16 protein-coding genes and 1 tRNA gene are annotated in these 18,145 nt (G+C 40.9%); 6 read left to right on the top strand and 11 right to left on the bottom strand.

Annotated elements, in window-relative coordinates; all coding sequences use genetic code 11:
* Positions 1–55: 55 nt before the first annotated feature.
* On the bottom strand, positions 56–1,504 hold the full coding sequence (gene glmM / locus IM676_RS09445) for a phosphoglucosamine mutase (protein ID WP_200989939.1): 1,449 nt from the start codon (positions 1,502–1,504) through the stop codon (positions 56–58).
* Between the two features lie 482 nt (positions 1,505–1,986).
* Here glmM and IM676_RS09440 point away from each other — a divergent pair, with 482 nt between their 5' ends.
* On the top strand, positions 1,987–2,703 hold the full coding sequence (locus IM676_RS09440) for a biliverdin-producing heme oxygenase (RefSeq protein ID WP_200989938.1): 717 nt from the start codon (positions 1,987–1,989) through the stop codon (positions 2,701–2,703).
* Positions 2,704–2,810: 107 nt separating this feature from the next.
* Here IM676_RS09440 and IM676_RS09435 read toward each other — a convergent pair whose 3' ends face one another.
* Positions 2,811–4,328, bottom strand: a complete 1,518-nt coding sequence (locus tag IM676_RS09435) for a coiled-coil domain-containing protein (protein ID WP_200989937.1) — start codon at positions 4,326–4,328, stop codon at positions 2,811–2,813.
* A complete protein-coding gene (locus tag IM676_RS09430) occupies positions 4,321–6,834 on the bottom strand; it encodes a hypothetical protein (protein WP_200989936.1) in 2,514 nt (837 codons plus the stop codon). Before IM676_RS09430 ends, IM676_RS09435 begins: the two co-directional genes overlap by 8 nt.
* A 105-nt stretch (positions 6,835–6,939) precedes the next feature.
* Here IM676_RS09430 and cobW point away from each other — a divergent pair, with 105 nt between their 5' ends.
* Entirely contained in the window at positions 6,940–7,980 is a 1,041-nt protein-coding gene (cobW, locus tag IM676_RS09425) for a cobalamin biosynthesis protein CobW (RefSeq protein ID WP_200989935.1), read from the top strand.
* 14 nt (positions 7,981–7,994) lie between these two features.
* On the top strand, positions 7,995–8,465 hold the full coding sequence (locus tag IM676_RS09420; protein WP_200989934.1) for an ABA4-like family protein: 471 nt from the start codon (positions 7,995–7,997) through the stop codon (positions 8,463–8,465).
* 2 nt (positions 8,466–8,467) lie between these two features.
* Here the strand turns inward: IM676_RS09420 and IM676_RS09415 are convergent, their stop codons facing one another.
* The 3 genes from IM676_RS09415 to IM676_RS09405 all read right to left on the bottom strand — a co-directional run bounded on the left by IM676_RS09415 (position 8,468) and on the right by IM676_RS09405 (position 9,477).
* The gene (locus IM676_RS09415) at positions 8,468–8,698 is read right to left on the bottom strand and encodes an acetyltransferase (RefSeq protein ID WP_200989933.1); all 231 of its coding nucleotides are present in this window, start codon (positions 8,696–8,698) and stop codon (positions 8,468–8,470) included.
* Between the two features lie 94 nt (positions 8,699–8,792).
* Positions 8,793–9,101, bottom strand: coding sequence for a DUF3181 family protein (locus tag IM676_RS09410; protein ID WP_200989932.1), 309 nt, complete (start codon positions 9,099–9,101; stop codon positions 8,793–8,795).
* A 118-nt stretch (positions 9,102–9,219) separates the two neighbouring features.
* The gene (locus IM676_RS09405; protein WP_200989931.1) at positions 9,220–9,477 is read right to left on the bottom strand and encodes a 2TM domain-containing protein; all 258 of its coding nucleotides are present in this window, start codon (positions 9,475–9,477) and stop codon (positions 9,220–9,222) included.
* Between the two features lie 143 nt (positions 9,478–9,620).
* Here IM676_RS09405 and IM676_RS09400 point away from each other — a divergent pair.
* Positions 9,621–9,694, top strand: a tRNA-Arg gene (locus IM676_RS09400).
* A 63-nt stretch (positions 9,695–9,757) separates the two neighbouring features.
* Here IM676_RS09400 and IM676_RS09395 read toward each other — a convergent pair.
* From IM676_RS09395 to IM676_RS09385, 3 genes are read right to left on the bottom strand one after another with little or no spacing between them, the layout of a single operon-like run.
* Positions 9,758–10,987, bottom strand: a complete 1,230-nt coding sequence (locus IM676_RS09395) for an MFS transporter (RefSeq protein WP_200989930.1) — start codon at positions 10,985–10,987, stop codon at positions 9,758–9,760.
* A 44-nt stretch (positions 10,988–11,031) separates the two neighbouring features.
* Complete coding sequence (locus IM676_RS09390; protein ID WP_200989929.1) at positions 11,032–12,045, bottom strand: glycosyltransferase family 2 protein; 1,014 nt, start codon at positions 12,043–12,045, stop codon at positions 11,032–11,034.
* 10 nt (positions 12,046–12,055) lie between these two features.
* Positions 12,056–12,763: a C40 family peptidase gene (locus tag IM676_RS09385; protein ID WP_200989928.1), complete on the bottom strand. Its 708-nt coding sequence runs from the start codon at positions 12,761–12,763 to the stop codon at positions 12,056–12,058.
* 6 nt (positions 12,764–12,769) lie between these two features.
* Between IM676_RS09385 and IM676_RS09380 the strand changes: the two genes are divergently transcribed.
* Together IM676_RS09380 and IM676_RS09375 are read left to right on the top strand one after the other, a co-directional pair.
* Positions 12,770–13,708 (top strand): serine hydrolase, encoded by a 939-nt coding sequence (locus IM676_RS09380; protein ID WP_200989927.1) that lies wholly within the window; start codon positions 12,770–12,772, stop codon positions 13,706–13,708.
* A 619-nt stretch (positions 13,709–14,327) separates the two neighbouring features.
* Complete coding sequence (locus IM676_RS09375; protein ID WP_200989926.1) at positions 14,328–15,635, top strand: efflux RND transporter periplasmic adaptor subunit; 1,308 nt, start codon at positions 14,328–14,330, stop codon at positions 15,633–15,635.
* 46 nt (positions 15,636–15,681) lie between these two features.
* On the opposite strand, the gene devC is transcribed toward IM676_RS09375, so the two are convergent.
* A complete protein-coding gene (devC, locus tag IM676_RS09370; protein ID WP_200989925.1) occupies positions 15,682–16,839 on the bottom strand; it encodes an ABC transporter permease DevC in 1,158 nt (385 codons plus the stop codon).
* Positions 16,840–16,909: 70 nt separating this feature from the next.
* On the bottom strand, positions 16,910–18,142 hold the full coding sequence (locus IM676_RS09365) for an ABC exporter membrane fusion protein (RefSeq protein ID WP_200989924.1): 1,233 nt from the start codon (positions 18,140–18,142) through the stop codon (positions 16,910–16,912).
* Positions 18,143–18,145: the final 3 nt, after the last annotated feature.

Raw genomic sequence — 18,145 nt, 5'->3', positions numbered from 1 at the left:
AAAATTTCATTTTCCCGTCAAGACTGGAAAATCAACTTATGAAAATTTAACAGTTTTAAACTGCTAGGTGTTGCTGGACTTGAGATACTAATTCATCTGTCCAGTGGTTAGCCAGTTCAGCATTAACAGCTTCTACCATGACTCTGATTACCGGTTCTGTACCCGAAGCCCGGACTAATATTCTCCCCCCATCACCCATTGCAGCTTCAGCTTGGGCGATCGCTTGTTGCAAGGGTTGGCAATCTTGCCAATTTAAGCGCCGCTCACGATCTGTAACGCGCACATTCCGCAATAATTGGGGGTAAGTTTGAAAACTTTCATCTACCATTTGACTGAGGGGAACACCCGTATCAGTCACCAACCCGGCTAGATGTAAGGCTGTTAACAACCCATCACCGGTAATGGCATAATGGCGGCAGAGAATATGACCAGATTGTTCACCACCTAACATCCCCCCAGTGCGCATCATTTCTGCTTGCACATATTGATCACCCACTGCGGTGCGAATTAACTTCCCACCCTGTTTTTGCCAAGCTCTTTCAAAGCCTAAGTTAGCCATGACTGTGGAAACAATCAGGTTATCTGGTAGTTGTTGCTGTTGTTGTAGGTGTCTACCCCATAGGTAAAGGATGTAATCACCATCTACTGGTCTGCCAGTATGATCTACAGCTAAAATGCGATCAGCATCGCCATCAAAGGCAAAGCCCAAGTCTGCGTTATGTTCTTTGACTGCGCCTTGCAGAATTCCTAGGTGAGTCGATCCACATTTAACATTAATGCGATCGCCATCAGCTTCATTATGTAGGCTGATCACCTCCGCCCCCATGGCGGTAAATACTTTTGGTGCTAACCCCACCGCAGCACCCCAAGCTAGGTCTAAAACAATTTTCAGTCCTTGCAGATTTACCTTTTCCGGCAAGGATTGCTTTAAGATGTCCCCATACTGGTCTACTAGTTCCCGGCGAGAATAATGCCGTCCACAATTACTAACTTTACCTGCAACTCCATCACCCCTTACTCCCGCCTCGATTTCTGCCTGCAAAGCTGGAGATAATTTAGTACCATTACCATTAAAAATCTTAATCCCGTTGTCTTCTGGTGGGTTATGACTAGCAGAAATCATCACTCCACCTATGGCCTCACTCATACTGGTGAGGTAAGCCACGGTAGGAGTGGGACACAACCCCAAATACCAAACCTCCACCCCGGAGGCTGTTAACCCCGCACTCAATGCCATTGCCAGCATATCACTAGAGTTTCTGGAATCTTGCCCCAGGATAACTGGCCCTGTCTGACGACCATGTTTTTGCAAAATCACACCAGTCCAGAAACCGACTTCCAAAGCTAGGGGAGCATTTAGTAATTCTCCTACTTGCCCACGAATACCGTCTGTACCAAATAAGGGGGTATTGGCTACTGAACTTAGGTTTAACCTCCAATTCTGGGATTCCGATGGATAACTACCTTGAATGTTGCTTTGGTTTGTGTTGATAGATGTCACCATAAGTTCAATATCCCACGTAATTACAGGTTGACTCAGCAGTTCTACTTGAGTTAAGTTTCTCTGTGTGAGTAATATATGCGCTTTTTTGGGCGAAAATCATTTGAATCACATATTATTATGTGACAATACTGTATTATCCTTTCTCAATTGTCAATATTTAATATTTACCGAGTTTTATCTTATTTAATGGTTTTCAATTCAATTATTCCTTTCTACAGTTGTGAGCTACTATTTACCAATTTGCTCACAGGTTGAACAAATAGGATTGATACCAAGAGCGTAAAAATCAGATGTTTTACTTTTGACTTGACCCTGGTGGTAGTAGTCTATAGACCCTTGGAGCAACCTACAAATTCGCCATGCTTAAAAAAAATTAATATAAATTCTCATCAAATAGTTTTAATCTAACCTGTTAATGACTTTTTTTAGTCATTCATAAATCCTAAATTCGGCAATTAACCTTTTAACTTGAGAGATTTAGTATGAGCAGCAATTTAGCAAGCAAATTACGTATAGGTACTAAAAAAGCCCACACAATGGCAGAAAATGTGGGTTTTGTCAAGTGCTTTTTAAAGGGAGTTGTAGAGAAAAACTCCTACCGAAAACTAGTTGCTAACTTTTACTTCATCTACTCGGCTATGGAAGAAGAGATGGAAAAACACCGTCAACATCCCATTGTCGGCAAAATTAACTTTCCCCAGCTCAACCGTAAGCAAACTTTAGAGCAAGACCTAAGTTACTATTTTGGTCCTAACTGGCGTGGGGAAATTCAACTATCGCCAGCAGGTGAGGCTTATGTGCAACGCATCCGCGAAATTTCCCAAACAGAACCAGAATTATTAATCGCTCATTCCTATACCCGCTATTTAGGTGACCTATCAGGGGGTCAAATCCTCAAAAACATTGCAGTCACAGCCATGAACTTGTCGGAAGGTCAAGGTACTGCTTTCTATGAGTTTGCAGAGATTACCGACGAGAAGGGATTCAAAACCCAATACCGTCAAACTCTCGATGAATTACCTATTGATGATACTACAGGCGATCGCATTGTCGATGAAGCTAACGCCGCCTTTGGAATGAATATGAAGATGTTCCAGGAATTGGAAGGTAATTTGATCAAGTCCATCGGTGTGATGTTGTTTAATAGTCTCACCCGTCGTCGTCAACGTGGTAACACTGAACTAGCTACTGAGTCGTAATTTTTGGGAGTTTGAGTGACTATATATGGGGGTAGTGGCCCTGTGATTGTTTTTTGTATATGAAAACAACCAGAGGGAAATTACCCCCAAAACCTGATCTTTACCATCTATCTTTTTCTGTTACGAGTTAGTAAGTGAAGTACGTAAACTATCAGTCCTATAAATCCTAACTCCTGTCTTAAAAACTGCCTAAGTTGTTTATGATTACGAACCCTGCCAAAATCTTGTAAATAGTTCTCCAAATATTGGATCTGGCTTATTTCCCCTTGTAACAATGACAATTGATGGTTTGAATTCCTTAAATCTACGCGGGCATTATCTACCTGTTGCAGTAGGTTTCTAACTTCTTCTAAACCTCCTATACCATCTATTTCACTCTTAATAGAGTCAAGTTGTGTTACAATACTTCTGGCATTGTCAATATTTTCATTATATCTGTCAATAGCAGCATATATTGCCTGATTTTCTTGCATAATTTTTTTAGATTCTGCTCTGACATTATTTGCATCCTCCAAAATTAATCTTGCTTGTTCCACAAGACTGGTAACAGCAATTTCCTCCAGTTCTCTTTTTGCTTCCCTTAATTCATGTAGAATATTGGTAAAACCTTGTAAATATTCTAAGTTCTGGGATACTTGATCTCCAAGTTGTCTAATATTGGTGTCAAGAGTTTGTAACTCATGTAATTTCTGGGATAGTTGAACTTCAATATTTTGATAATATCTATCAATTTGTGAGATGGACTCATTAATACTTGTAGCATTAGCAGTAGATATTGCCAGATTGTCTTCCTTAATTTGTTGAGATTGCTCTAAATAATTTTGTGTTGTTAGTAGCATCCTCTGGGATTCTGCTCTGACATTATTTACATCCTCCAAAATTAATATTGCTTGTTCCACAAGACTGCTAACACCAATTTCCTCCAGTTCTCTTCTTGCTTGCGTTAATTCCCTGAGAATATTGCTAAAACTTTGTAAATTTTCTAAGTTCTGGGATACTTGAGCCTCAATATTTTGATTATATGTGTCAATTTGTGAGATGGACTCATTAATCCTTGTAGCATTAGCAGTAGATATTGCCAGATTGTCTTCCTTAATTTGTTGAGATTGCTCTAAGTAATTTTGTGTTGTTAGTAAAATCTTGTGGGATTCTGCTCTGACATTATTTACATCCTCCAAAATTAATCTTGCTTGTTCCACAAGACTGGTAACACCAATTTCCTCCAGTTCTCTTTTTGCTTGCGTTAATTCATCGAGAAGATTGCTAAAACTTTCTGCAGCTTCTAAGTTCTGGGATAGTTTAGCTTCAAGTTGTTGAATATTTGTTTCAATAATTTGTCCAGCTTGTAATTTCTGGGATAGTTGATCTCCAATTTCTCTGGCTTTCCTTTCAGATTCTATAAGTTGGTCACAGCTATTGCGAACTTGTTGATCAACTTCTTGGGCTTGTTCAAGAGTTCTGTTTGCTCTCTCTACAGAATTATTAATTACCTCGGTGAGTTTTTGAAGTTGTTGGGCTTGTTCAAGAGTTGCGTTGGCTCTCTCTACAGAATTATTAATTACCTCGGTGAGTTTTTTAAGGTCTTTAGCAACTTGTAAATCTATCGGGTTTTGATCATTAGTCATTGGTTTCTCCTTGATAAATTTGGTTAATAGCGGCCTGACACAGGACAGATACAATGGAACCATGTTGATGGGCAATTATCTCTCGGAATGGATAATCTTGAGGAATATCTTCACCAATCCTCATTCTCACTCTAGCTGCTTCATATATCAGTCCTTGTTGCTCAAGTTCATTGGCAATATTCGCTATGACTAAAGCGCGATATTCTTCCAGTTCTCTGTCTTGTAATTGGGATATTTCTTCTACTGCATCCCAGTATCTACCTAAAGCCCTGAATAATAGGCATTTGAGGGGAACGATATCAATGGGACTCCAAAAACTATTAGTTTCTAGTAGTTTTAATTCTGTTAATTCTTGCAGAATAATTGCATCCTTTTGAGATGCTCTTAAAGTTTCTATAGCTTTCTGCTCAATTTCTAATACTGTTTGATTGTCAACTCTGGCCGCTCTCAAAGCTGCATAGGTATCCCAGTAAATTCTCAAAGGCTGACTGCGTAAACCTTTATCAATGAGGTTACGTATTGCCTCAAAATCTTGGGATATCTGTTCTCCATTACCAAACTCTGTAATCCATGCTAATGGTTGATCAGCATCAGAAAAATTGAAAACCTGACATTGATTAAAATGGGTTCTACCAATCCGCTCAATTTGATCAGTAGTGGTAATGATTAGTAATCTATAACGAGGTCTAGTAAAAATTGTATATAAATTACTTGCTTCCTCCATTGATAGTGTTCCTTCTCCCTGGAATACGGAAAAAGCCACACAAGCGTCAAACTCCCTCCCTTTAGCTTCCGTAACCTTCAGGTAATCTATTCCCGGTAAATTCTGATATTTTGGAGCAATATCTTGATGGATTAACTTGACACGGCTAGAAATTCTTTGCAGAAGATAGCGATCATCTCGATTTAATACCCTGTCATTGAGTCGAGAGAGAACTTGTGATAATTCTTCTGGTGAGTTGCACTCTAAAATCCTTACGGGTTCACCCTCTTCAAAACAGTTTTTAGGATCACTGGGATCAGGTAACCATCTTCCTTGATTTTGTAAGTTAGCTGCTTGTGCAAAAGAGTGAAAAATATTCGCAAATTCTAAAATACGCTGGGTATTGCGATAATTATATGTCAGAGAATGTGTTGTATTCAGTTCTAATTGTCCCCAATCAAACCCAGTGGGTTTAATCCTTTGATTCATATCTCCTAACAGCCAGAGGACATGAGAATGCTTATGTTGATGCCATCTTAACAACATTTGTTTGATAGCTTCAATTTCAGCCATCAAATAATCTTGAGCTTCATCAAATATCAACAGCGTTCTAATCCCTTCTGGTGGAGGAATAGTTTCTGTAATTTGTTGTAACCCCTCTAGCCAATTTTTTTTATCTCCTAGTCTTTGTTTCCAGTCGTTTATATTAACTCCTTCTACCCTGGCGATCGCATCTTGATTTTCTATGTAAGTTCTATTATTGTTTAGGTTACCTAAATTATCTCCGTTGAGCACAAACGCCCTAAATAACACCAAATCGCGATATTTGATGTTGTCAGAGTGAAAAGCAGTTAACTCTTCTTCATCCGTAGCAATCTGAGCATATATGTTTGGTTCCGCGTGCTGTAACCACTCTTTAAAAGTACCTAGGAAAAAATTTGGCCTTTGGTCTTGTGAATTTGACTCATGTTCGATTTCGTCAGAGTGACCATTTAGGAGTTCTTGTAAAGCAGTTAACTCCTTTTCATCCGTAGCAATCTGAGCATATATGTCTCGTCCTTTCCCTTGCTGCAACGAATCTAAATTTAACTCTTGGTCTTGTGAATTTAACTCTTGGTCTTGTGAATTTGACTCTTGGTCTTGTGAATTTAACTCTTGCTCCTGTAAAATTGATTTTATCTCAGTAAAGTTTTCAAGATCAGAGCGTAAAGCTTCGGGAACAATTAAGGCAACATTCCAACCTACTGTTTTTAATAATCGACAAGCTATTAAAGCAGCACATACTGTTTTACCTGTACCTGGTGCGCTCTGTAATAAAAAGCTATTAATTGGGGTATGATTTGGTGGTTGAGCGGTTATTAATTGCTGAGAAATTGCTTGTTGCTCAGGAGTAAGAAGAGGTGAATACAAGTAACCACCATAAACAAACTCATACCAGGAAGTAACTCGTTTATGATCAAATTGGTAAGTGGGGAGATGCTCTACACGTGTTGGTTCAATTCCCAGTAACTCCGCCAGTGTGGTTGCACCTTCTGGATTTACATCAATGGGGATTTTTTTATAAACATCACGTCTTAACCCAGCCGCAATTACTAAAATTTCATAATTATTTTGAGTCCAAACAACTCTAATATCACCTCTTTTAGTGCGCCATAAATCTTCGTATCCCCGTAATTTTTTTTTATCTCCCAGGTTTCCCTGACTCAGGTCTGTCAAGACTTGTACTATATCCTCAAAATAATTATGTAACTTGAGGATATGCCGAAAAACAGCCCTGGTGATTTTGATAGTATAATTACACATGAAATACTCGAAAAGTATTATGTCAACTATGTAAAAATTTAGTCTAAGTTCCAGCTTATCATGAGTATATAATTTTTGTCGCGCAGGGAGTAAAGGTAGTATATAATGTCCGGTAAAATACCAGTAACAGTGATTACAGGTTTTTTAGGCAGTGGTAAGACTAGCCTAATTCGCCACCTACTACAAAACAACCAAGGTCGCCGTATTGCGGTGTTAGTCAATGAGTTTGGGGAACTGGGTATTGATGGTGAGTTGTTAAAATCCTGTGAGATTTGCCCTGAAGATGGGGAAGAGGGGAGTAATATCTTTGAGTTAACTAACGGCTGCTTATGCTGTACTGTGCAAGAAGAGTTTTATCCCACGATGCAGCAGTTAATTAAGCGACGAGATAGCATAGACTGTATTTTGATTGAAACTTCTGGTTTAGCTTTACCAAAACCTTTAGTTAAAGCCTTTCGCTGGCAAGAAATTCGCGCCGCTGCTACAGTGGATGCAGTAATTACCGTGGTAGACTGTGCGGCGGTAGCATCAGGTACATTTGCTAGCGACCCGGAGGCTATAGCTGCTCAACGCCAAGCAGATGATAGCCTAGAACATGAAACACCCTTACAAGAACTATTTGAGGATCAATTGGCCTGTGCAGATTTGGTGGTGTTGAATAAAACTGATTTAGTGGATCTGGAGACAAAGCTGGAAGTTGAGGAACTAATTAAGCAAGAGTTACCCAGAGTGGTGAAGATTGTGGAAAGCGATCGCGGTCAAGTGGATGCTTCCATCTTACTGGGATTTCAAGCCGCAGTGGAAGATAATTTAGATAGTCGTCCCAGTCATCACGACATGGAGGAAGACCACGAACACGACGAAGAAATTACCTCAACTCACGTAGTATTAGACCGCAGTTTTGACCCGGAAAAGCTACAACAGCAACTGCAACAACTAGCACATCAACAGGAAATCTATCGGATTAAAGGCTTTGTCGCCGTACCAAATAAATCTATGCGCTTAGTAATGCAAGGTGTAGGAACGCGGTTTGACAAATTCTACGATCGCCCCTGGAAAGTCCAAGAGCCTAAACAAACCAGTTTAGTTTTCATTGGTCGTGATTTGAAACCTGCGGAAATAGCATCCCAATTAGTAGCTTTATAATCACCCCTAATTGTATGAATATCTCTCAACTATTTGACATTGCCAATATTTTCGTTTTACCCTTTTGGGCGTTAATGATTTTCTTACCTAACTGGAAATTTACACGGTGGGTAATGGCATCATATCTACCTTTTGTAGTTTTAGCTAGTGCATATTTGTACCTGTTTGTCAATAGTATTACCCCAGAAAATGCCGCGGCTTTATCTAATCCCCAGTTAGCAGATATTGCGCGATTTTTTACTGATGAAACAGCAGCTGCAACAGGATGGATTCATTTCCTGGTGATGGATTTATTTGTGGGTCGTTGGATATATTTAGAGGGTCAGAAAACAGGTATCTGGACAATTCATTCTCTGCTTTTATGTTTGTTTGCTGGACCGCTGGGTTTATTGTGTCATATAGTCACCTACTGGATCACTAGGGCATTTTTCCCCAATTCACAGACTAAGGATGTGGGAGAACCAGCGGTTTCTCCTAGTAATTAGAGTTAGTGAGCAGAGGTGCAAAGTTGAGGATGTCGATAATTGGGATCAACCCAACAAAGCGGTAGGCTTTCACCAGAGGGAAATACAAGATTCTGTTTTTGATAGGTTTCCGGTTCTTGTTCTTCTTGACCTAATTGGTCTTGGGCGCGGATGACCCGGCTATTAGGATCAATTAATTCCTGAAAATCAAGGACTTTAATAAGATCACCTGAATCTTTGAGTTGTAAAAACATATTCATCACCTCAATAAATTTGAAGGTAGAATGGAAAATACCCCTCATCCTTTTGTTGGGGAAGATATACCGCCTCACCTCAACTGAGCAGAACTTAAATCTGGCGTTGATATTTCTCTAAAATATCTACCAAGTTGACTTGACATTGTAGTGGGAGGAGATCATTTAAAGGTAATTCTTTCCTCCCACCGCCAATTTTGACCGGGATAGATGTTAATACCGCCATAACTCTGTCTTCATTGACAGTCTGGGAAGTAATTAAGGGATACATCTGTTGAGCAACTACAGTATGTAGTTTGGCATCAGATAAATAAAGATGCCATTTAGCAATATCTATATAGACCGCTTCGCCAATTTCAGCAGCTAGGGCTTCCAGTATTTCAGCGGTGTTGGTTGTAGCCATAAAAATCACCTTATATCAACAAAGAGCGTTAAATGTCAGGGTTTCTCTCATGATCGCACAATTATGTATTGGGATCTACCACCACAGGTTACAATCCCCTAGCCGCAATAATCAATCTTCAGGTAGATTTGGGTGGAGTTTCGCTATAGTTGGCGATCGCAGTAATATAAATCAGATGCACCAACAATACTAATATCCAACCTGCGGTTAACCAGGGTAGCCATTCCCAGGTAGCTGATTTTAAGTTGTGGACAAACCATAAACCGGAATTAACAGCCGTAGTTACTGCTACATGGAGAGCAAAATTCATCCGGTCATCTAACTTGCGGAAATCTGGGTCTTTGCGGTCGGGTTTGCGAGGCCAACGAGGAGGCATAAAGATTTATTTGAGACGTGAGCCATGTACTTACTCAACTTTAGCAGACACATCGACTGATCACCAAACTGTATGAGGGTGGCAAAATCAAAAAAAAGGCCTTGCATTATTTTGATAGTAGTGTTACGATGAAATTCTTGTAAGGGCGTGTAGCTCAGTGGACTAGAGCACGTGGCTACGGACCACGGTGTCGGGGGTTCGAATCCCTCCTCGCCCGTTGAGAAGGGCAAAAGTGATTTTTACTTTTAAAAATCACTTTTGCCTTTTTCTTTACCTGCCATTATCTATCTAAGGCATAACTATCTTGACCACGCCCCAAAGCGAAGCGCAGGGAATCATTCAGGTTATGACTGGACTGGGTGAGAAATATAATCATGGCTAGAAAGGTCAAAGCAGCACCATAACCAAACATCTGGCGGTAACCTACTTGTTCAGCAATCGCACCGAGAACAGGACCAGCGACGCCAATACCAATATCTAATCCTACTAAAGAGACCCCAAATATCCGCCCGCGTTCGTGGGGTTGGGCGCGGTCTGTCATCATCGCCGCCATCATGGGAATTACAGTTCCCGAAGCAGCACCTTGGACAAATGCTGAGAGTAAGAAAATAGGGGCGCTGTTAGCTTTCCATATACCAACCATAGCTAAGGTGAAGGCAATTAAGCTCAGGGTGATAAATAAACCCCGTCCATATTTATCAGAAGCGCGGCCAATAAATAGCCTGACATTAAAACTGGCGATCGCCGCTACTGTGTAAAATAGTCCTGGGTTCAAATCTACATTAGTGGATTTGATAAATAAAGGCACAAAAGTATGTAAAGTTCCTAAAACAATGCCAATCAACAGCATGACTATTGCCGGAACACGCACACGAGGAGCCCATAATAATCGCCAGAATAGATTATTTTCAGGGTTATTGTCGAGCTGGTGAGCAACAGATGGATTCACCAGGGGGACAATACATAACATTCCCGCAAAACCCAAAGCCGCGGACAACAGAAATAAGGGAGTATAACCAGCAGCAGCTTGTAAATATCCCCCCATAGCTGGCCCAATAGCCACACCCAGGGGATTGACTAAACTCATGTAGCCAATTACCTCACCGCGATTTTCAGGAGGGGCTAAATCTCCCACCAATGCTACATAAGCAGTACCAAAAGCGGCAATGCTGATACCGTGAAAGGCGCGTAACACCATTAATGGGATAATTGACTTTGCTAACACATAACCCAGAGGTGCAATAGCCACTGCTGACATCCCAATCAGCAAGACAATCTTACGACCCCGACGGTCTGCTAAACTGCTACACCAAGGCCGAAATAGTAGCATCCCGATGGCAAAACTACCCATAACAATGCCAATCTCTTGACTGGTAGCGCCAATATCTTCGATATATAGGGGTAGAGTGGGTAATAATGAGGCAATGCTAGACCAGAATAATAAACCTGCGGTAAACAAAATCAGCAGGTTACGTCTGAGTTGGCTGTCTAATGTCTGAATAGCTTTCAAAATAAATGTCAGTTTAGTTCCAGAGTGTTTCTCATATTGTTACGTTACTTAACATTTTTAGCTACTACTTCTCGCACCCGATAGATGGGACGACCTTGGGATTCATGGTAAGTACGCATCAATAACTCAGCCAACAGACCAAAGCAAAACAACTGCATCCCAGTGACTAACAGCAGCACCGCCAAAATTAACAAAGGGCGACTACCAATTGACTCCCCTAAAGCCAATTTAATAAAACTCAAGTAAATACCCAAAACCATACCTGTAACTATCGAACCTAAACCCAGCAAACCAAAAACGTGCATGGGACGGGTGAGAAACTTTTTCATAAAGTAAATAGTCAACAAATCCATCATGACGCGAAAGGTTCGCCAAATACCATACTTACTGCGACCAAAACGCCGCCCATGATGACGTACGGGAATTTCAGTAATTCGCGCCCCCTCAATGTAAGCCAAAGCCGGTAAAAATCGGTGCAGTTCCCCGTAGAGATTCATATCAGCTACAACCTCAGACCGATAAGCCTTGAGGGAACAACCATAATCATGTAACTTGACTTCTGTGACCTTGCTAATCAGCCAATTAGCAACTTGAGAAGGAATTAGGCGGGAAACTAGAGCATCTTGGCGTTGATGTCGCCAACCACTCACTAAATCATAGCCTTCTGCCAATTTAGCTAATAATAAGGGGATATCCGCCGGATCATTTTGCAAATCAGCATCCAATGTGACAATCACTTTACCGATCGCATAATTAAACCCAGCAGCCATTGCCGCACTCTGTCCGTAATTACGCCGTAATAGGACAGACTTTAAATCACTACGTGTCTGGGCTTGTGACTTGAGAAATTCCGCCGATCCGTCTGTAGAACCATCATCCACGCAAATGATTTCATAACTGAAATTACTGGCGCTGACACTAGTAGCGATCGCTTCGAGCAAAAGTGGTAAACTTTCCACCTCATCCCGCACTGGTACTACTACCGAAACATCGGGTACAACTACCCCACTTGAACCATTTTCCTGATTTAAACCTTGGGAAATTAACCCACTCCTCATATTAGCATCCTTAGTTTCTGTATGGTTGATAACTCTCAATCACCCGACCTGCTCCCCGCAGCTGGTGATAATATGACTGACTTACCCTATCTCCCTGTTCCGAGAGAATATCAATGCCAATACCATTACGTCCCTGGTTTTTTCCCGAACTATGAAGGTAAGAATTATCGCCTAAATATAGCCCCACATGAGTAGCTTTTTCCACAGTGCCAAAAAAAACTAAATCCCCTGGTTGTAATGCAGCTACATTAATTTTATGGGTAAAAGCTTCCTGTTGATAAGCATCTCTGGGTAACCAAATCCCTACCGATGAAAACGCCGCCTGCATTAACCCCGAACAGTCGTAATTGGGACTGACTGTACCACCCCACAGATAATAATTGGACTGTTCCATGGCTTTATGGGTAAAGTTAATCACATCAGGGAGTAATTTTGTGATCTCAGACTGAGAAAATGATTTGGCCTGATAAAGTGTGGTAGCAGGTTGTAATATATCCAAGTCGGCAAAAGATACCCACCCTCGATAGTCATCTTCACATAAATACACCTCAAATGCTGATAACTGATGATCTAATGTGATCCGCAAATGTCGCCCTGTAGCTGCTTGAGTGCTCAGGGTTGTACATTCAGGAGAATCATATAAATTCAAGTTAGCGGTACAGTGGTATTCTTGAGCCGATGTCAAGTTGAGGATTGGGGATTCTGGATTAGAGAGCATTCTGCAATGATTTTCTTTAGAAAAGACGAACAACTTGAAAATCTTGGTAATGATATTTTAGAGGCAACTTGGGCAACATTTCCCAGTTTAGCCCGCAACCAAGTGGCTGTGACTTGGATTGTTTATGATCCTCCAGTACCTGTAAATACTGGTGGGGCTTTGACTCCTGATGCTTTTTGGAGCCATATACCCCGTGGTTTTACTTATAGGGGGGTTGAGCGGATTTATCCCGCTAGCGTGGTCAAATTGTTTTATTTAGTCGCTGTCCACGAATGGCTGGAAAAAGGTATGACCCCACCTTGTCAGGAGTTGGAACGGGCCTTAAGTGATATGATTGTGGACTCTAGCAATGATGCTACCAGCTTAATTGTAGATATCCTCAGTGGCACTACTTCCGGACCAGAATTACCAACTGCACCCTTTGAAACTTGGAAATATCAACGTCATATTATTAACCGCTATTACCAGTCTTTGGGTTGGGAAGAGTTGCAGACAATTAACGTCTGTCAAAAAACTTGGGGTGATGGACCCTATGGTAGGGAACGAGCATTTTATGGGGAAATGCTTGATAATCGCAATATGCTGACAACTAATGCTACGGCTAAGTTAATTCATAGTATTGTGGGCGGGGTGGCAGTGTCTAGCAAGCGATCGCAAGCCATGATGAATTTGCTCAAACGTAGTCTTAACCCCAATGATTTACCCACCGATGTGGAAGAGGATCAGGTAACAGGTTTTTTGGGGGGTGGACTTCCCCAAAATGCTCAAATTTGGTCAAAAGCCGGTTGGACAAGTCAAGTTCGTCATGACGCAGCTTATATTGAGTTATCAGAACAGCGTCCCTACATCTTAGTTGTATTTACTGATGGTAAAGCTAACGCCAAACGCCGGGATATCTTACCTTTGATTTCTGGGCTATTTGCTAAGGGGATGAGTAATTTATAATTCGTAATTCGCCATAACAGATATACAGGGAATATGACTAATATTCGGTTGTATTAATCTGTTTTTTCTAGGATTTATCAACCCTCAGCCCCACCCTCTCCTGAACTAGGGGAGGGCTTGCTCATCTTGTTAATTATTGAACCTGGGTTGACTTCTCCCCTGGATAGAATCACAGGGGATTCTAAACTGATGTTGCTACGCGGTCTGAAGACACGCTACGCAAAGTTTACGATATTATTTATTTAAAAATTTGAATAAATAATATCGTTGTGGCACAGTCAAAATGCCCTACCCACCTCGGCTAAAAATAAATCTAGCTGTGTGGCTACTTAAGGAAAACATCTTTTGGGTTTTTCACCATATTTGTGGATGCTTTTTTATCCTAACTAATCAGAAATGCCTTGTCAATAAGTTTTTTGTAGTCAGGATACGACAGGGTAAATCCTGTTGAGTCGCTTTTCATCTCCTCGCTAAAGCGCATGGGTTCTCACGCTCCCACTATATTTTGATAGATTTAGAGATAATTGATTCCAAATTATATTGAGATATATAAAATAGTGATGATGGCAAAATATGGGAATCATGATTTACTATTGACTTATTTATATTTAGGTTAGCCATGACATTGCCTGAGCCGCCAAATAATTTTGGAGATAATCATTCACCAAACTCAGATCAGCCACGGTTGCTACAAGGAAGATGGCAGCAATTATTGTTAGCTTGTATACTAATTCTTACAGGTGGTAGCGCTATATTTTGGCGTGTGTTGACTCCTACCTATGAAGGAGTACCTACTAATAATATTAAAACTCCAGGGGTGAGAGTCAAAGTGTTAACACCACAGCCTGGTATAGTCGATGAAAGTTTAAATTTTGTTGCTAGCTTAAAGGCTGGGCGTTCGGTAGAGATCAAGTCGAAAATTCCCGGACAAGTTACCCAAATATTTCTCAAACCAGGGGATCAAGTTACAGCCAGAACGGCAATTATCCAAGTAGATTCTAGACCAGCAAAAATTGAGCTTAATGCTACTTATCAAGCTGCTGTGTTACAGAGGGAAAATGCCCGTGCTAGACTTGAGTCTCTCGAAGCAGTACGCCAATCTCAAGTTGCTGATTTGCAATTGCAGGAACAGGACTATCAAAAGTATGCTTACCTAGCAACCCAGGGAGCTATATCTCAACGTCAGCAAAATCAGTATGCTAATCGGGTGGCTACAACTAAGGCTGATCTTGGGGCGATTAATGCTCAGATTCAAGGGGAGCAACTGACTATCTCACAAGCTGAAAAAACCTTGCAACAAGCTCAGTCGGAAATTCGCAGCCAACAACTCTACCCCCAGAGTTATACAATTACGGCACCTTTTAGCGGCACAGTTGGTAATATTTCTGTGAGGGTAGGTGATTTAGTCAATACTTCCACACCACTAGTTACTGTTTCCCAGAATCAACCCTTAGAACTGCATATTTTGGTTCCGGTGGAACAAAGTACCCAATTACGTCGGGGAATGGCTGTGGAAGTTTTGAATCCACAAGGTGAAGTCATCAGTAGTAGTACAATATCTGCAATTACTCCTGATGCTAAAAATGACCAGCAAGAAGTTTTGGTTAAAGCACTTTTTAATAATTCCCAAGGTCAGTTACTACCTGATCAATTAGTGCAGGCTAGAGTGATTTGGCATCAGCGACCTGGGGTATTAATCCCTACTAAAGCAGTGTTCCGTGTAAGTGGAGAAACTTTTGTCTATGTGATCACAACAGAGGAATCACCACAAGGGATATCTCAACTCATGGCCAGACAAAGACGGGTGAAGTTAGGCAATATTAAAGATGATCATTACCAGGTTTTGTCAGGATTACAACCAGAAGAGAAAATTGTGACTTCAGGGGTTCTGAATCTCCAAGATGGTATGCCAATAGCGGTTGAATAGTTGTAAAATTATAGATACATTTTTGTTTAAATTGGTTTAAATTTGTTTAAAAAACATCTGCAGGATCTGCTAAGTTTAATTTATTTATAGCGATCGCACCGGATATTAAACACATGATCACTGTTAATAACAGTACAAAAATGAGTCGCTCAGGGGTGATAAATAATGGTAATTTAGTAATATTACGGGTAAAATTATACATAAAAAAAGATACTAAACCACCGGGGATAAAACCGCATATAGCTAATATTAATGTTTCTTGCAGGACAGTAAATACTAAGTATATATTGCGATAACCTATAGCCTTAAGTGTAGCATATTCCGGCAAGTGATCCATAACATCACTATAAATAATTTGATAAACAATAATCACACCCACTAAAAAGCCAATGGTGACACCCAAGGAAAAAATAAAACCAATGGCCCCATTTTCTCGCCAGTATTGCTTTTCAAAATCAATAAATTGTTGGCGAGTGAAAACTCGGACATCATCACTCAGATAAGACTCTAAGGCTTTGGCGACTAAATCAGGATTGCTACCAGGTTTGAGGTTAATTAAACCTAAGTTAACTTGACCTGGTTTCTGTTCGGAAAAAATCCGCAAGTAGTTTTGGTCACTAGTGATTACACTACCATTGGCCACAAAAGAAGCGCCCACTTCATACAAACCCTGAATTTGCACCCTACGCCCTTGCAATTCTGTGATTACAGGTTGACCTTGAGATATTTGGGCGATCGCTTGTTCATATTGTCCGCTAGAATTGCGATCAAATAAGAAAGTATAAGGATATTTAATCTGTTCCAATCTTTGATTGACTTGCGGTAAATTAAAAGCTGGTTTTTCTGGATTAAAACCAATTACTAAAATTGACTCATCTAATTTAGTTTGGGGACTCTTCCACACACCTAAACGAGCATAGACAGGATTAACTGACTCAACCTCGGACAAATTCGCAGCTTGAAACAAACGCCGACGAGGAAAACTACTCAGAAGTCCTAAATTTTGCCCCTGGGAACTCACCAAGACTAAATCGGCTTGTAAAACTTGATGAAATCTGGTATTACTATCATATAAAGCCGACTGAAAGCCCAACTGCATCAACATCAAAAAATCAGCGAAAGTAATACCACAAATAGCGACTAAAAACCTGCCTTTTTGCTTCATTAATTGTCGCCAAGCCAAAGGTATTCTAGGTTTAAACATAAATATTTAAGGAGAAAAAGGATAAAAAAACATAAAAAACTAGATCAAGACCCTGGTATGTTTATGACTTTCACCTACTTGACTTACTCACATCTTGGCTGGTAACTATTTCTACATTTACCTGAAGATTAGTCAAATTAGCCACCTGCTGACTAGATGCTATATCTAAACGAATTTTAGCCTCAATCACCCTTGCATCCGTAGCTGCTGTGGGGTCACTGTCTAACACATCTTTCTTCGCCACTTGGAAGCCAATACTATCGACTGTTCCCTTTAACTCACCCTCAAAAGCATTATTGGGACTAGTAATAGTCGCAATTTGACCAGCGCGAATTTTACTAATATCACTTTCATAGATCTCTGCGATCGCATACATTTGATTAGTTTGACCAAGTTCGACAATTCCCCCTTCAGGGATGGTTTCACCGGGACGAGCTTGAATCTGGAGAATTTGACCTGCTTGTGGGGCGCGAATATATGCTGAATCCAGTTCTACTTGCATTTTTTCCACAGTTGCGATCGCCCGATCTACTTCTGTTTGTGCTATAGCCACATCTGTAGGACGTATCTCTGCTGTTTGGGCTAAAATAGCCTTAGCTTCTTCAATTTGGGCGGTGAGGGTGCGTTTGGTTCTAGCTAAATTAGCCTGCGCACCATTCAATTCTTCCTGGGCGGATTTTACAGTTAATCTGCGAGTATCAAGGGTGGAAATCGCGATCGCACCTTGTTTGTAAAGATTTTCATAACGGCGCCATTCTGTCTGTGCATTTTGTAGCTGCGCTTCTAAGCGAGCGATGGTAGCTTGCTGGGTTTGCAATTCACCATCTAACTGTGCTTGCAGATTTCTCACAGTTGCTTGTCTTGCGGAAATTTCACTTGGTTGTGCGCCAGCTTTTACCTGAATCAAGCGTGATTTCATCACTCGCACTTGTTGCTGTGCTTCCTTGAGATTAGCTTGTAAGCGATCGCGATTATCCAAAATAGCAATCACATCTCCAGCGCGGACTTGCTGACCTTCAGTCACCAAAAGTTTCGCCACACGACTAGCACCAGTAACATCAGTAGGAGCGGAAATTCTCATCACCTCACCAGCTGGTTGCAATCTTCCCAGCGCATTCACTTTTGAAATCACTGGTTGACTAACTTGGGTAGTCACCACTGGGGTTTGAGTATTGAGCGGACGAGTTATAGACAGGATACCCACCCCCATAGCTGTGACAGAAGTCATACCCAAAGCAAATAACCAGGGGAAATAGGGGGGAAATAGGGGGGACTTTCTCACTGGTGAAGAATTGCGCAACATTCT

It is taken from the genome of Anabaenopsis elenkinii CCIBt3563 (assembly GCF_015245355.1).
GTDB classification, from domain to species: domain Bacteria; phylum Cyanobacteriota; class Cyanobacteriia; order Cyanobacteriales; family Nostocaceae; genus Anabaenopsis; species Anabaenopsis elenkinii.
This window is presented reverse-complemented; position numbering and strand designations above follow the sequence as displayed.